We start from the raw sequence: 14,501 nt of genomic DNA, 5'->3' as shown, positions 1-14,501 counted from the left end.
GTATAAAAAAACAGTACAGCTATAATTAATAACTCGGCATCACCTCTAATTAATCTGTACTAAACTCAAAACTAACAATTGGGTTATATAAAGGTTTACACGAGCATGAAACTACGTCGGTCTGTACCTATACATGGCTTAACCCAATTCTGCTCAACCAAAGGGAGAATCTTTGCTTTAGGTTTCTCGTTGGTTCTGTTCGTACCTACCCCTGTTTCGTCTTCAAATTCCGATGCTCCACTTACTGTCAACGACGTTACTAAACATTTTATTAACTCATCTCTCAACGTTACCGAGAGAAACGCCGAACTCGAATGGTTTAAGGAGGCAGCCAAAGCGTATAAAGGAACTAAAGTCACAGTGATATCTGAAGATATCCCAACGCATCGATATGAATCTCAGTATTTGGCGAAAATATTTACTCAACTTACTGGAATTCAAGTCAGCCACGAAATTACTGGTGAAGATGATCTCGTTAAGCGCCTTCAACTTCAAATGAACTCTGGGTTACATATTTATGATGGTTACATAAATGACAGTGATTTTATTGGTACGCATATTCGAACCGGCAAAGTCGTTCCACTGTCTGATTTTATAGAAAATGAATGGCGAGATATTACGTTACCAACACTCGATATTGACGATTTTATAGGTATCGAATTTACTAAAAATGCTCAGGGCACTATCTACCAGCTCCCAGATCAGCAGTTTGCTAATTTATATTGGTATCGACATGATTGGTTTTCTAACCCCGACTTTCAAAAAAAATTTCACGCTAAATATGGCTATGAATTAGCTGTGCCTCAGAACTGGCAAGCTTATGAAGATATTGCACAGTTCTTCACTTATGACATTCAAGAAATCGACGGTGAACGTATTTGGGGACACTTTGATTACGCTAAGTACGAGCCTTCATTGGGATGGCGAATCTCAGACTCGTGGCTAAGTCTTGCAGGTGTTAATGATTTAGGTTTACCAAGTGGTCTTCCCGTCGGAGACTGGGGAATCCGTGCTGAAGAGTGCATTCCTGTAGGCGCTAGTGTTACTCGTGGCGGTGCATTAAATAGCCCTGCTGCTATTTATGCTCTAGAAAAATATAAATTTTGGCTAGAAAACTATGCTCCTCCAGAATCAAAATCACTTACTTTTCGAACAGCCGCTCAATTTCTTTCACAAGGAAGGGTGGCGCAGCAAATCTTTTGGTATAGCGCGTTTGTGCCAATATTGCTTGATGAAGACTCCAAAGTCATTGATGAAAATGGCGACCCTTTATGGCGATTAGCCCCTTCTCCTCGTGGTAAATATTGGAAACAAGGAATGAAATCTGGTTACCAAGACGCTGGTTCCTGGACGTTTCTTCATTCAACACCCGATAGACAAAAAGAGGCGGCGTGGTTATATGCACAGTTCACTGTTTCGAAAACAGTAACTTTTGATAAGCTATTGAACGGATTTACACCTATACGGCACTCAGATATTCAATCACCCGCTTTCACTGCTATGCAAAAGCGTTTAGGTGGCCTCGTCGAGTTTTATCAAAGTGATGCTAAAAATGTATGGACGCCTTCTGGAGTTAATATTCCAGATTACTCAACAATGGCCGCAATGTGGTGGCAACATATCGGTGAGTATCTTTATGGGGATATTACTGCAAAGGAGACCCTATTCAAGCTAGCTAGTAAATTTGACCAACACATGCAGTCATTATCTGCTATTCCCATGCGCCAATGTTCACCAAAATTAAATATGATCTCAGATCCAACTGTTTGGCTTAATAAACCCGGAGCTCCGTGGAAAGAAATAGTTGAAAAACAGCAAGGTGTGACGCTTCCACTTTCAGAGGTTTATAAACTATGGAATATCGATGTTCGCTAATCTTTACTTTGCTCATCGCTAGTACACTGAGCCATGCGGAACCTCTTCTGCTGAATACTTTTTATTCACCTCCAATGGTGAACAAGGAGGGAAACCCTAATAGTGGAATCACTTATCACACAATTACGGAAATTTTCCACCGCGCGAATATAGATTACAATATTGAATATATTCCAAAACCAAGGGCACTGAAGTCTTCAAAACTAAGACGAAACACCTGCTCATTTCCTGTTGCTCGCTCACAGCTGATTGAAGCAGATTTTGTTTGGATTGGCCCTGTCGCCATCAGCCAATACGCACTGTACAGTAAGAACTCTACTGATCACACACTGTTTACAATCCGAGATGCTGTCTACGATAAAATCGTTGCTTATGAAGGTTACGCCATAACACAGGAGATGAAGAAGCAAGGGTTCAACCTTATGCTGACGAAGGATCTAGAAGATGGCATTCGGATGTTACGAAGAGAGGGAGTAGATTTTTGGCTCTCTGACATTCGTTCTGCTACCACACTCTCTAATGAATTAGATATTCCCATATCGTCTTCACCGTTCATTTTTCTTACCGATATCAAGTATCTTGCCTGCAATAAATCAATCACGCTTCGTGATGTAAACGCCTTACAAATCACAATAGACACCATGCTTTCTAATGGTGAAATCAGCATGTCATTTAAAAACTGATTACTTTTAGCCAATAGATATTGGCATTTGTTTTTACGCATTAAAAAAGGAGTACAGCGTACTCCTTTTATTCTCTATTTAAACCTTCTATATATTATGCTGTTGCGAATTTATAGTGGGTCATTTCTGAACGAAGGCCAAGCACTAAGCTTACACACATCACTAGCAGAATAAAGGTAAATGGCAACGCTGTAGAAATGGTACCGGCTTGTAGAGCCTGAATGGCTTCTGTTCCACCAACCCACAGCAGTACTGCAGCAATTGAGCCTTCAATAACTGCCCAGAAGATTCGTTGTGGAACCGGCGCATCAACTTTACCACCTGAAGTAATGCTATCAATAACCAGTGACGCAGAGTCAGATGATGTAATGAAAAATACCATGATCAATACAATTGAGAATATAGACAAAACATTAGCCATAGGAAGTGCATCAAATGTGCTGTATAAAGCCAACGAAATATCCGTCAAGCCATTAGCACCTAGCTCACCCACTTGATTCGCGATTTGATCAAGCGCTACGCCACCAAACACTGACATCCATACCCAAGTAATTGCTGTTGGAATAATTATCACAGCCGTTAAGAACTCTCTTACCGTTCGGCCCTTAGATACGCGCGCAATGAACATACCTACACATGGTGACCATGAGATCCACCAAGCCCAGTAGAATACGGTCCAACCGTGCATCCATGATTGATCTTCACGCCCGATAGGATTGCTCATTGTAATGATATTTTCTACATAACCCATCAACGCGACAGGCAGAGTTGAAAGGGTCACAGACAGTGTAATCAGAGCAACAAAAATCAGTAAGCCGAATGCAAGGATCATATTCAGGTTACTCAGAACTTTAACGCCGCCATGGATGCCACGAACAACCGAAAGAATTGCAAACATAGTAACGAACGCGATCACTGCCATTTGCAAACCGAGACTACCGTCAGTTCCAAATACGTGATTTATACCACTTGTTACTTGTTGAGCACCTAGGCCCAAAGAGGTTGCTAAACCAAATAAAGTTGCAAGCACGGCCATGATATCAATCACATGGCCAAACCAGCCCCAAGTACGGTCACCTAGTAGCGGGTAAAATACTGAGCGCATCGACAAAGGAAGACCTTTATTGTACGCAAACAGTGCCAGTGACAAACCTACGATACCGTAGATTGCCCAGCCATGGATACCCCAGTGAAAAATACTTGCACCTAAAGCGAGCTTAGCAGCTTCTTCGGTATACGCTTCAACACCAAGCGGGGTGCCATACCAATCTGTGAAATATGCAGCTGGCTCTGCAACTCCGTAGAACATTAAACCAATGCCGATACCCGCTGAAAAAAGCATGGCTATCCAAGACAGGTTAGAGTGTTCTGCTTTAGCATCTTCTCCACCAAGGCGAATTTTTCCAAAGGGTGTAAAGATTAGACCGACACAAAAGATGACGAATATATTGGCTGACCACATGAAAAGGTTATCAAACTTATCAATGATGGCCCATTTGATGCTGTCTAGTGAGGATTTTGCAGTGGACGGTTCGACGACTAAAAGTACAGAAAGGAATAAAAGGATTAGACCTGCACTAATGACAAAAACAGGCGTATGAATATCGAAGCCCCATTTTTGTACGTTATCTTGACCAACGGTATAGTCGGTATTCTCAATACTATATTTATCTTTAACGTGTGACATTTTCCCTCTCAAGTTACGGCGTACATCCAAATTTTGTGCTATAAAAAAGCCACTACTTCCTTAGTGGCCTAAACAATTTGCACGGATATACTTATGAGTTTTCGCGAGAAGGGTAACAGTTTACATCGTTAAAACCAATAATAATCGATGTGCCTCACACTTTTAACCGCATGGGCACCTGTTTAATTATTCAATAATTCCTTTCTCATACGCATACTTAGCAAGCTCTGCCGTCGAACTTAAATGGAGCTTATGCTTGATGTTTTGCCTATGTGTTTCTACCGTACGGCAGCTTATATCAAGCAAACTAGCAATTTTTTTACTGCTACTTCCCTGTGCAACCAGTTTAAGAACGGACTCTTCACGGCGACTTAGCGGGCTAACATTATTGCTATTGGAAGGTATGACTTCTTGAGAAAACAACGTTTGAGTTGTTGTTTCGCAAAAGTACGTAGACCCTTGATCTACGGTTTTAATGGCTTGAACCATTTTTTCCGCGGTGATCTCTTTCAGCATGTATCCAACCGCACCTGCTTGCATGACTTTCATAATATACTCACGATGGTCATGCATCGTCAGCATCAGAACTTTTGCATGCGGAAACTCTTCTCTAATCAAACGAGTTGCATCAATACCATTCATCAGTGGCATACTCACATCCATGAGAGTTACATCTGGATTTAGCTCCCTCACTTTTTCAATCGCTTCAAGCCCATTACTCGCCGTTCCGATGACCTTAATATCACTTTCCAGCTCCAATCTTGCCATGAATCCATCTAACACAACTTGGTGGTCATCAACGATTACAACACTAATTAATTTATCCATAAACTAGTCCATCTAAATTAAGCAGTACAATAGTTTCAGTTCCTAAGCCAGGCTCACTCATTAGTTCAAAATCCCCACCCATAAACTCAACTCGCTCCCGCATATTCCTTAAACCAATGCCCCGCGTTTTAAGTGCATTATTTACTAAAAATCCCACGCCATCATCCCTGACCATGAGTTGAAGCATATTGCCCATTTGCTGTAATACCACCGTCACTTTCGTAGCATGAGCATGCTTTTGAATATTATTGAGAGACTCTTGTGTAACTCGGTAAAGCGTTGTCGCGACTTCGGATTTAAGCTTACCTTTTTGTGTATCAAAAATTGTCTCAATCTCGATACCAGAGTGAGATTGAAAGTCTTGCAGTAAAGTTGAAAGTGCCGCTTCTAAGCCTATGTCATCCAGTGCACTTGGCCTTAGCTGATGGGAGATATGTCTAACTTCATTAATGGCTGAAACTAACGACTGCTGTGATTTCTCTACATGCACTTTGAGTGAGTCATCTTCCAATCGGTGTCCTAATAGTTCTAAATGGCACTTACTTGATACGAGTAACTGATTGATCCCGTCATGAAGTTCTCGTGCAAGGTGTTTTTTCTCATCTTCCTGAAACATAACGGTTTGATAGGCGAGTTCTTTTAGGTTCTTATCCGCTAAACGATGTTCATGTAAATTAATCGCAAGCGTTAAAACAATGATAACGGAAACCGTCACAGCCAAAATAACCATGACGGAGAAAAATGTCGTTTCAATATTATTATTCACCGCTAACTGCATGTTGGCAACTTCAACGGTAATATCTTCAATGTATAGCCCTGTACCAATCATCCAGTCCCATTTGTCTAGCCATTGCGCATAACTTAGTTTTGGGACAATGTCTCCGGTAGACGGTTTTTGCCATAAATATTGATGAAAGCCACCGCCCGACTTAGCTTGATACAGCAATGACTCAATCAGGTAATCTCCATCACTATCCTGTATATGCAGCAAATTTTTGCCAATTAAGCCCGGCTGAATTGGGTGAACGAGGTTGACTCCATTTTCATCATAGGCAAAAAAATACCCATCAGAACCATATCTTAAACGAGTGAGGATCGCTTTTACTTCGGCTTTCGCTTCTGCCTCGCGAATATCTGGATCGTTATACACATACGAAATCGCATCAAACGCCAAATCTAAGCTGTCCTTTAGCGCGCTCTCTTTCGCCGCAATTAAACGGTCATAAAAGATTTCAACTTCTTTTTCACCAAGCTTTTGTGCTTGGTAAATAGAGATCCAACTAATGCTCGCTGTAACAAGCAACAGTGGTATGAGTGTTAACAGTATTAATTTAACTTTTAGAGGCATTCCCTTCCCCACAAACAACAACGGCTTGTCCAATATCGACAAGCCGTTCTACTGTATCAGTTCACTACCATTGGTGAAATTTTATCGGTCACACTCTTTATTAATAACTGACACTTTATTATTAACTAAGCGAGTTAAGACATACCATAAAATCCCGGGAATATGAGTAAAGACATAAGTACCACTATTTGAATAGCGATGAATGGCATGACACCTCGATAAATATCCATCGTTGTAACGCCCTTTGGTGCAACACCTTTTAGGTAAAACAAGCTAAAGCCAAACGGTGGGGTCAAAAACGAAGTCTGCAAATTCATTGCAACTAGGATGGCAAACCACGTCATATTGATGCCCATTAACTCAGCAACAGGTGCAATAATCGGTACAATAATGAAACAGATTTCAACAAAATCGATAAAGAAGCCCAGTATCAAAATGACTAACATGGTAATAAGTAAGAAACCCCACTTTTCACCTGGAAGTTGTAGCATCCACTCTTCTACTAAGTAATCACCACCTGTATAGGTAAACGCCATAGAAAATGCCGTTGCACCTAGCAAGATAGCAAATACCATAGCCGTGACTTTTACAGTCTCTTTTGCCGCGGCATAAACCATAGAGAAACTAAACTGACCATAGATAATTGCCAGAACTATCGCGCCTGCTCCACCTAAAGCTGCCGATTCAGTTGGTGTAGCCACACCCGCAAATATAGAGCCAAGCACCACAATGATTAGCGCAAGAGGCGGTACAACGGCTTTGAGAGCTGTTATAACTTCCTGTTTTCGGCTAATTGATTCATCACGTTCAATGGATTGTGCAGCTTCAGGGTTCAGCTTTGCATAAATTAAAATATAAACGACATAGGCGCCAACCAACATCAGGCCAGGCCCAATAGCCGCGCCAAAAAGATCACCAACGGGTACGCCTAAAACGTCGCCTAATAATATTAATACAATCGAAGGTGGAATGATTTGCCCCAACGTACCCGACGCACAGATAGTTCCACACGCAAGCCCTTTATCGTAATTGTATTTGAGCATAACAGGCAGCGAGATGAGGCCCATTGCCACAACCGAAGCACCAACAACACCAGTAGAGGCGGCAAGTAGCGCACCAACTAAAACTGTCGAAATAGCGATACCACCTCGCACTCCTCCAAACAGTTTGCCCATCGACTCAAGAAGCTGCTCCGCCAGACGTGTTTTTTGAAGCACTAACCCCATGAAAACAAATAAAGGGACTGCCATCAAAACAGTATTTTCCATAATCGACTGAATTCGGTAAGGCATGAATGCAAACATCTCTACGCCTTCAGCCCAAACCCCAAATATCAGTGCAATACCACCAAATGTAAATGCTACAGGAAAACCTAATAACAGTGCGAATAACGCAACAAAGAACATTACTATACCAATCATGACAACATCCTTTACTTGTTATTCAGTGGGTTTTCGTGCATCAAATGCGGATTGAAAATTTTATTTAGCGAGTGCAACACAAGGCCAATCCCACTTACTGCCATGAAGAAAAATGACAATGGGATCATGGCTTTGATCGCCCATCGATAAGGCAAGCCGCCCGGATCGCCTGATGTCTCACCAAGCAAGTAGCTCTCTTTTGCAAAGTCGACGCCAAACCAGGCTACCAACAAGCAAAACGGCAGTAGAAAAACAAACGTGCCAATTAAATCAATAATGGCTTGAGCTTTAAATGAGAGTCGTTCGTAGAAAATATCCACTCGAACATGCCCACCCGCTTTAATAGCGTATGGCACACCAAGTAAAAATACTGTTGAAAATAGATGCCATTCCATCTCTTGAAAACCAATGGATACATCATTGAAGACATAGCGCATGACTACGTCGTAGACTACATTCACCAGCAGTAAAATGAACAGAATACTAGACAACCAACCGAAGACATCTCCGATTCGATTAAAGAAACGCTCAACATAAATAAGACTTCTCATTCCCGACTCCATGGAACTTTAAAGGTGCTCCGCATAACCGCATAGGGGACAGCTAGCGAAGTTTATTAATAAGTTTCTTAGGCATAGAGAGCCATGGGGACGGCTCTCTTATTATAAAATCATTAAAGTGAATACGAGTGACCAATTATTATTTGTCTGTTGGCCATCTCGTGTTTCACTATTTCGTTTTTAAGTATTTCTTTTTTAACTACTGTGCTTGGCTGTTCAAGTAAGCTCTGTGAGATATATCGGTCCACGAGCGAACTTGCTTAAGATAATCCGCTTGAGATTTTTGGATCTCTTTTGCTAATTCATCTTTTTCAGCATGTTGAGCTAACAAGCGATCATTGGCCTCTTTAAGCGCAACCATCACTTCTTGTGGGAAGTCTTTGACTTTTACATCTGGGTACTCAGCCTTCATCGTAGACCAGTTCTTACCACTCTCATGCGTTGCTTGTGTATACATGTCATAAGCCGCAGTACGCATTGCTACGCGAAGAATTTCTTGTAAGTCTTCTGGAAGGCTATTCCATTTACGCTTGTTGACTAGGAACTGAAGTTCCGACCCCGGCTCGTGCCAACCTGTGTAGTAATATGGCGCGATTTTGTGGAAACCCATACGAAGATCAAGCGAAGGCCCTACCCACTCCAGTGCGTCAATTGTGCGGCGTTCTAGCGAGGTATATAACTCACCCGGTGCAATATTTGTTGGTTTAGCACCAAGTTCTGCCAATATTTCTCCAGCAAAGCCTGGAATACGCATTTTTAACCCTTTAAGGTCTTCAACAGAGTTGATCTCTTTTTGAAACCAGCCACCCATTTGAATATCAGTGTTACCACCAGGGAATGACATTAGATTATGTGGAGAATAAACCTGCTCCATTAACTCCATGCCACCGCCATGATAGAACCATGCGTATTGCTCAGCCGGCGTCATACCAAAAGGCATTGAAGTGAAGTACAGAGTGTTTGGTACTTTGCCTTTCCAGTAATAAGAGCCTGAGTGGCCCATATCGTACTGACCAGACTTCACCATATCAAACACACCTAATGGCGCTTTATGCTTGTTAGAAGAGTCTATGCGGATTTGTAATCGCCCATTCGACATCTTCTCTGCCATAGCGGCCATATTTTTAGTCGCATCACCAAATACAGGGAAGTTTGGTCCCCAAGTTTCAGCAAGCTTTAATCGATATACTTTTTCTGCAGCAGTCACCGATGTAGCCATCATAGCTAGGCATGTGGCTGCAATCACTGTGGTGTTTTTCAATACTCTCTTTAGGGAGCAATTAATAAGACTCATATCTACGTCCTTTGTTTGATGGTAGCCATCTAGGCTTGTTTCATTATCAATCATTGAACAAAGAAAGAAAAATAGAATCCGCGAGAACACGCAATGAAAATATTTCGAAAAGCAGCCGTTAAACTTTAGCCGTACGTAGAACTACGTAGGCTATAATTAGCAATAATAGTAAAACCAAGGGTTAGCTCTAGATTCAACACGAATTTATCTCAACAACTACCTAAGTAAGTACCGAGCTAGGTAGTTGCGTAATTGTTCTTATATTGTGAAGCAACGATATGCACTTCGTCTTCATAAAACATAAATCTAGACAAATAGGCAAAATTTAAGACAAAAAAAAGCCCCGCATTCGCGAGGCTTAAACCTTTAAAAAGACAGCAAATTAAGCTGATTTGTAGATAACTTTGTTACCTGCTAACTGTTCTTTTTCAACTAGGTTTTCTTCAAGTAGCTTTTTCAGTGCACCTGTCGCCCAAGAAGCTGCTTTTGCTTCTTCTTGGCCAGCGGCAAGGCCGATACCTTTCGGGTTAATACCTTCGGCATTACTAACTACGATGTCTAAAACTTGTTGCTGCTTAGGTGTTAATGCAACGTCCACTTTCTTAGCGGCTACTGTTTTCACAGCTGCTGGTGCTGCTTCTTTTTTAGCAACAGGTTTCGCTTTAGGTGTTGCTTTAGCATTCGCAACAGTCGCTTTAATGTGCTTTTGCAATTTCATCTGCACTTTACGCTTATGAGCAAGTCTCATCGAGTATCTCTCCATTTCACTGCATGTTGCAGTGGTGAAAATTTGAAGCGCGATTTATACCAAAAAAACGCTCTGATTTGTAGGGAATTAGCTATTTTGGTCATCAAAAATGAGCTTGCCCTCCAATGCTGACTATAATTCATACAGAGATAATATTTCACTTCAAGTATGAACTGAGTATTTGTACATATGCCAATGGTTACTAATCAAGATGCAAAGCCTACAATTATCTAATTTCGATATGGGTGCCATTTTAACCCAGTTTAAACCTGCTTTAGTCATGGCAGCTCTAACGTTTATTGCCGCGATCTATAACTTTCTAGATGCAGTACCTGCAACCATCACTCTATTATTGACACTTGTGGTCATTGCAGTCATCTACGTAGTCATCGAAAGGTCTAAAGTCTCCTATACACTAACACCTAGCCACTTCCAGCAACATTTATACCGAGGTGGGTGGGTCGTTAAATGGACAGATATCGAGAGAATTGGTATCTGTCATATTGAGCAAGAGGGTGAGCAGTTACCACTTCCATGGATAGGAATTAAACTGCGTCGATACTCTCCATATCTAAATAGCATCTGCCCGAGAGTTGGGACAGACATACTACTAAGCCAGCGTGCCCTTCTCTATATTGGCCAACGCAATAACGGTAACAACAAAGCGGACTTTGAAGATATCGTGTTGGATTCAAAGGAATATAGAAGCCATTCTGGTGTCTGCTATCAGGGGCTTCGGGCAGCACTCGCAAACCGAATGGCCTATCAACGAGAGTTCTTTGGCTTTGATATCTTTATTTCAACCAGTGACTTAGATAGAGATGAAGAGAGTTTTGTTGGATTAACTCGGCGGTATTTGGCAGCCGCCGAGCATGAGCAATAGATTCACTCGTTAATGTATTAAGACTAGGCAATCAAGCTAAAGCGAGGTGAAAAACTTATACCTAACTAATACAATGGCATTTCATCAGCTACAAATGGGTTTGAAACTCGCTCTTTACCAAATGTTGAAGAAGGACCATGACCTGGAATGAAGGTTACATCATTACCTAATGGCCATAGCTTCTCTTTAATCGAAGAGATAAGCGTTGCATGATTGCCTTGAGGGAAATCAGTACGACCAATTCCACCAGCAAAAAGCACATCACCCACAAACGCTAACTTGGCCGCTTCGTTAAACAAAATGACATGCCCTGGCGTGTGACCTGGAGTATGAACAACATTTAGAGACTGATTACCAAAAGAGACCGTATCTCCCTCTTCCAGCCATTTGTTGGGTTCAAATGAGTCAGTATGGGCAAAACCAAACATTTGGCTTTGGTTTGGTAATCCGTCTAACCAGAACTTATCACCAATATGAGGTCCAATAACGTCAAGACCACCAAGTTCTTTAGCTAGAGGCTCGGTTCCACCAACATGATCAAGATGGCCGTGAGTGAGTACAAGCTGTACAACTTTAACGCCTAACTCATTGATCATCATCACTAACTGTTTAACATCCCCCCCTGGATCGACAACCACGGCTTCCATGGTTTCATCACACCAGACAATGGAACAGTTTTGAGCAAAAGAGGTAACCGGAACTACTTGGTACTGAAGAGACATATATCTACCTTGAACACAATCGAAACTGCCCGAACTATGACACTACCAATTTTGTTTTTCAATGCTTGTACAAGGCGAATGAGCACATATTAGACTATGCCCAGTTTCTTACTGGTCCAGTATCAATATGGATGAAGTTACTTCGAGGATAATAACCAACACCACCCGCTTTTAGACCAATAGCGGCTTCTCGTACGCTTTTCAAGTCAACACCATCAAGTCGAAAGTCCATGGCTTGGCCGAGCATGTGGAAGCTTTTCTTAGCAACACCGTTTGATTTTGTACGTAGTGATTCGTTCGTGATTGGAGAGCGATAACCAGAGATAATTTGAACTTCAGCGTTCGAGCCTATTAGCGACTGAATATTAGAGATTTGATCAAACAAGCGTCGATCCATTGGGTGGACTTCATTTCGGCGGAAATCTCGGCATAAATGGTTAAGTCGATTGAGTTCACCTTCGATATAATCCACACCATTGAAGTAACTCGTTTCAACACTTTCACCAGTATGCAGATTATTCATCACCAAGTGACGTGGTTTATCTGGATAAGATGCACGAGCAATAGAGGGAACACCGCTTGCAACTACAATACTACCACCCGCTAACTTTAAAAAATGACGTCGAGACAAAACCAAAATATTACCCTTCACACACACTGCCCAATAATAAGAACGTGGACATTACCTAACTAGAATGTGAAGTTCAAATGCATAAATCGTGCTAGAAACGGTCAAACAGACGAAATTAACCGCTTACTATTTGACCGACAAAGAAAAGTTTTACTAATGATTGAATTGTCAGAAATTCGTCAGAGTTATCCTTTACCCTGAATTTGCCGCGCTTTGCCGTAGGTTTCGTTATAATTAGCATCGTGATGATAGGTATCGTATTGGTAAATATCATCTCGATACTGAACTTGCCCAGACTCAACCCAGACGGTTTGATAAATAATATGAACTGGGATTCTCTTTTTTAACGCAATCGACTGAGTCGTCAGGTGATCATTGCTTTCCGAGTCGACAACATCAAGTCCTTGCGTTTCTAATAGCGTATTGGCAAACAGATCAGCATTTTCAACCCGTACACAACCGGAGCTAAAGGCTCTAATATCTTTCGCGAATAAATGCTTACTCGGTGTGTCATGCAGATAAATAGCTCGACGGTTAGGCGTATTAAATTTGTATAAGCCTAGCGCATTACTATCCCCTGAAAGTTGACGCATTTTATAAGGGAATGTCTTAGGGTTAACTTGAGCCCAATCTATCTCTTCTGGGTTCACAGTGGCTGGCGTATTCCAGCGTTTCACAATCTCAAATCGATTGTTCATAAGATAATTCTCGTCCCGCTTTACCTGAGGCAAGATATCTTCCACCATAATCTTTCTTGGCACATTCCAACTCGGATTAAGAATTAATGAGTCCAACTTTGTATGCATAACCGGTGTTTTTCTTGAAGTCCGTCCTACGACAACTTTCGACTGAAACACTTCCTCACCTAAATACCAGTAAGTCATATCAAAACTAGGAACGTTCACCAAGATCAGAGTGTCCCTTTGCATCGGCCACAGTCTTGAGCGTTCAGCATTAAGAGCAAGCATTGCTAGTCGCTGAGAAGGTGGTGTGTTTAACCATTTCAATGTTTGCGCGCCAATGATGCCATCTTCCTTCAGCCCATGAATGCGTTGAAATTCTTTGATCGGTTCTATTAGAGAAGCGTCATACCAATTAACATCATCTCGGACACCATCGGTATTAACGTTAACAACCTTAAGACGTTGAATCAGTTCATTACGATGAGTGAGCTTATCGCCTACTTTGGTTAATTTTTTCTGGTGATATGTGGGTAAACTTGTCTGTTCAAATTGCTTTAAACGCTTATATGACGCACTGATCTCACGATAGTCAGCGTTGCTCGGCGTATACTCATCAATGAGCTCTTCAAGTTGATGAAGCTCGACAGCGATAAGCAGCGAGTTTATCGATTTTCTACTTGGCGCAGGTAAAGTGCTTTTCAGGGGCTGATTAAAAAACCACGATTCACCAACTAATGGAGCTTGCTCCGCGTAACTCATATACAGAAGCAGTGTGTCAGTCGCCAACAAATCATATTCAAACCAACGGTTTTCGTTACGAAAGAGTTCTAATTGCGTTAGTTGATTAGTGAAGAGCGGACTAAACCCCGCTTTTTCTATCATCTCAAGCTGCAGTTCTAATTTTTGACTTTCATCGACATCAAACCAGATCAATTGATCGTCATTCTCTCGATAGATTTGATCTAGTAAGTCTGGGTACTGTATCAACTGCACAGTAGAAGAGTGAGGCTCTAACCATGTTAGCGCCTCAAAGCGCTCTAGATCTAGCGCTAACGTAGGGAGCGATAGCAACATCACTGATAACACGAACAGAACTCTTTTTTTCATTCTCATACACTCCCTGTTGACGATATCTAAA

The 14,501-nt window shown here is 41.6% G+C and carries 13 protein-coding genes; 3 read left to right on the top strand and 10 right to left on the bottom strand.

Annotated features, from left to right (window positions below; genetic code table 11):
• The first annotated feature begins 105 nt into the window (after positions 1-105).
• Positions 106-1,875: an ABC transporter substrate-binding protein gene (locus L4D20_RS11315; RefSeq protein WP_428801672.1), complete on the top strand. Its 1,770-nt coding sequence runs from the start codon at positions 106-108 to the stop codon at positions 1,873-1,875.
• Positions 1,854-2,558: a hypothetical protein gene (locus tag L4D20_RS11310; RefSeq protein WP_428801671.1), complete on the top strand. Its 705-nt coding sequence runs from the start codon at positions 1,854-1,856 to the stop codon at positions 2,556-2,558. Before L4D20_RS11315 ends, L4D20_RS11310 begins: the two co-directional genes overlap by 22 nt.
• Before the next feature lie 94 nt (positions 2,559-2,652).
• Here the strand turns inward: L4D20_RS11310 and L4D20_RS11305 are convergent, their stop codons facing one another.
• From L4D20_RS11305 to L4D20_RS11275, 7 genes are all read right to left on the bottom strand, one after another.
• On the bottom strand, positions 2,653-4,245 hold the full coding sequence (locus L4D20_RS11305; RefSeq protein ID WP_428801670.1) for a BCCT family transporter: 1,593 nt from the start codon (positions 4,243-4,245) through the stop codon (positions 2,653-2,655).
• 186 nt (positions 4,246-4,431) lie between these two features.
• Positions 4,432-5,073, bottom strand: a complete 642-nt coding sequence (locus tag L4D20_RS11300) for a response regulator (RefSeq protein ID WP_428801669.1) — start codon at positions 5,071-5,073, stop codon at positions 4,432-4,434.
• A complete protein-coding gene (locus tag L4D20_RS11295) occupies positions 5,066-6,421 on the bottom strand; it encodes a cache domain-containing protein (RefSeq protein WP_428801668.1) in 1,356 nt (451 codons plus the stop codon). Before L4D20_RS11295 ends, L4D20_RS11300 begins: the two co-directional genes overlap by 8 nt.
• A gap of 134 nt (positions 6,422-6,555) precedes the next feature.
• Positions 6,556-7,842, bottom strand: a complete 1,287-nt coding sequence (locus L4D20_RS11290) for a TRAP transporter large permease (protein WP_428801667.1) — start codon at positions 7,840-7,842, stop codon at positions 6,556-6,558.
• A gap of 11 nt (positions 7,843-7,853) precedes the next feature.
• Entirely contained in the window at positions 7,854-8,393 is a 540-nt protein-coding gene (locus L4D20_RS11285; RefSeq protein WP_428801666.1) for a TRAP transporter small permease subunit, read from the bottom strand.
• Between the two features lie 208 nt (positions 8,394-8,601).
• On the bottom strand, positions 8,602-9,696 hold the full coding sequence (locus L4D20_RS11280; RefSeq protein WP_428801665.1) for a TRAP transporter substrate-binding protein: 1,095 nt from the start codon (positions 9,694-9,696) through the stop codon (positions 8,602-8,604).
• A 382-nt stretch (positions 9,697-10,078) separates the two neighbouring features.
• Positions 10,079-10,444 (bottom strand): MarR family transcriptional regulator, encoded by a 366-nt coding sequence (locus tag L4D20_RS11275; protein WP_428801664.1) that lies wholly within the window; start codon positions 10,442-10,444, stop codon positions 10,079-10,081.
• Positions 10,445-10,655: 211 nt separating this feature from the next.
• Between L4D20_RS11275 and L4D20_RS11270 the strand changes: the two genes are divergently transcribed.
• Positions 10,656-11,327 (top strand): DUF2982 domain-containing protein, encoded by a 672-nt coding sequence (locus tag L4D20_RS11270; protein WP_428801663.1) that lies wholly within the window; start codon positions 10,656-10,658, stop codon positions 11,325-11,327.
• A 65-nt stretch (positions 11,328-11,392) separates the two neighbouring features.
• On the opposite strand, the gene L4D20_RS11265 is transcribed toward L4D20_RS11270, so the two are convergent.
• The 3 genes from L4D20_RS11265 to L4D20_RS11255 all read right to left on the bottom strand — a co-directional run bounded on the left by L4D20_RS11265 (position 11,393) and on the right by L4D20_RS11255 (position 14,470).
• A complete protein-coding gene (locus tag L4D20_RS11265; protein ID WP_428801662.1) occupies positions 11,393-12,049 on the bottom strand; it encodes an MBL fold metallo-hydrolase in 657 nt (218 codons plus the stop codon).
• 94 nt (positions 12,050-12,143) lie between these two features.
• On the bottom strand, positions 12,144-12,686 hold the full coding sequence (mepK, locus tag L4D20_RS11260; RefSeq protein ID WP_428801745.1) for a peptidoglycan L,D-endopeptidase MepK: 543 nt from the start codon (positions 12,684-12,686) through the stop codon (positions 12,144-12,146).
• A gap of 179 nt (positions 12,687-12,865) precedes the next feature.
• Positions 12,866-14,470 carry a L,D-transpeptidase family protein gene (locus L4D20_RS11255; RefSeq protein ID WP_428801661.1) on the bottom strand — a complete coding sequence of 535 codons (1,605 nt, stop codon included), beginning with the start codon at positions 14,468-14,470 and terminating at the stop codon, positions 12,866-12,868.
• Between the last annotated feature and the right edge of the window lie 31 nt (positions 14,471-14,501).

Origin of the sequence: Vibrio kyushuensis (assembly GCF_050337325.1) — a bacterium.
GTDB classification, from domain to species: domain Bacteria; phylum Pseudomonadota; class Gammaproteobacteria; order Enterobacterales; family Vibrionaceae; genus Vibrio; species Vibrio kyushuensis.
Note: the sequence above shows the minus strand (reverse complement) of the source record. Positions and strands in the feature narration are given on the sequence as shown.

Bases quoted from the DNA above. Each gene is read 5' to 3' on its own strand.
- L4D20_RS11310 (WP_428801671.1), top strand. From the start codon at position 1,854: ATGGAATATCGATGTTCGCTAATCTTTACTTTGCTCATCGCTAGTACA.
- L4D20_RS11300 (WP_428801669.1), bottom strand. From the start codon at position 5,073: ATGGATAAATTAATTAGTGTTGTAATCGTTGATGACCACCAAGTTGTG.
- L4D20_RS11275 (WP_428801664.1), bottom strand. From the start codon at position 10,444: ATGAGACTTGCTCATAAGCGTAAAGTGCAGATGAAATTGCAAAAGCAC.
- L4D20_RS11290 (WP_428801667.1), bottom strand. From the start codon at position 7,842: ATGATTGGTATAGTAATGTTCTTTGTTGCGTTATTCGCACTGTTATTA.
- L4D20_RS11295 (WP_428801668.1), bottom strand. From the start codon at position 6,421: ATGCCTCTAAAAGTTAAATTAATACTGTTAACACTCATACCACTGTTG.
- L4D20_RS11280 (WP_428801665.1), bottom strand. From the start codon at position 9,696: ATGAGTCTTATTAATTGCTCCCTAAAGAGAGTATTGAAAAACACCACA.
- L4D20_RS11255 (WP_428801661.1), bottom strand. From the start codon at position 14,470: ATGAAAAAAAGAGTTCTGTTCGTGTTATCAGTGATGTTGCTATCGCTC.
- L4D20_RS11270 (WP_428801663.1), top strand. From the start codon at position 10,656: ATGCAAAGCCTACAATTATCTAATTTCGATATGGGTGCCATTTTAACC.
- L4D20_RS11315 (WP_428801672.1), top strand. From the start codon at position 106: ATGAAACTACGTCGGTCTGTACCTATACATGGCTTAACCCAATTCTGC.
- L4D20_RS11265 (WP_428801662.1), bottom strand. From the start codon at position 12,049: ATGTCTCTTCAGTACCAAGTAGTTCCGGTTACCTCTTTTGCTCAAAAC.
- L4D20_RS11305 (WP_428801670.1), bottom strand. From the start codon at position 4,245: ATGTCACACGTTAAAGATAAATATAGTATTGAGAATACCGACTATACC.
- L4D20_RS11285 (WP_428801666.1), bottom strand. From the start codon at position 8,393: ATGAGAAGTCTTATTTATGTTGAGCGTTTCTTTAATCGAATCGGAGAT.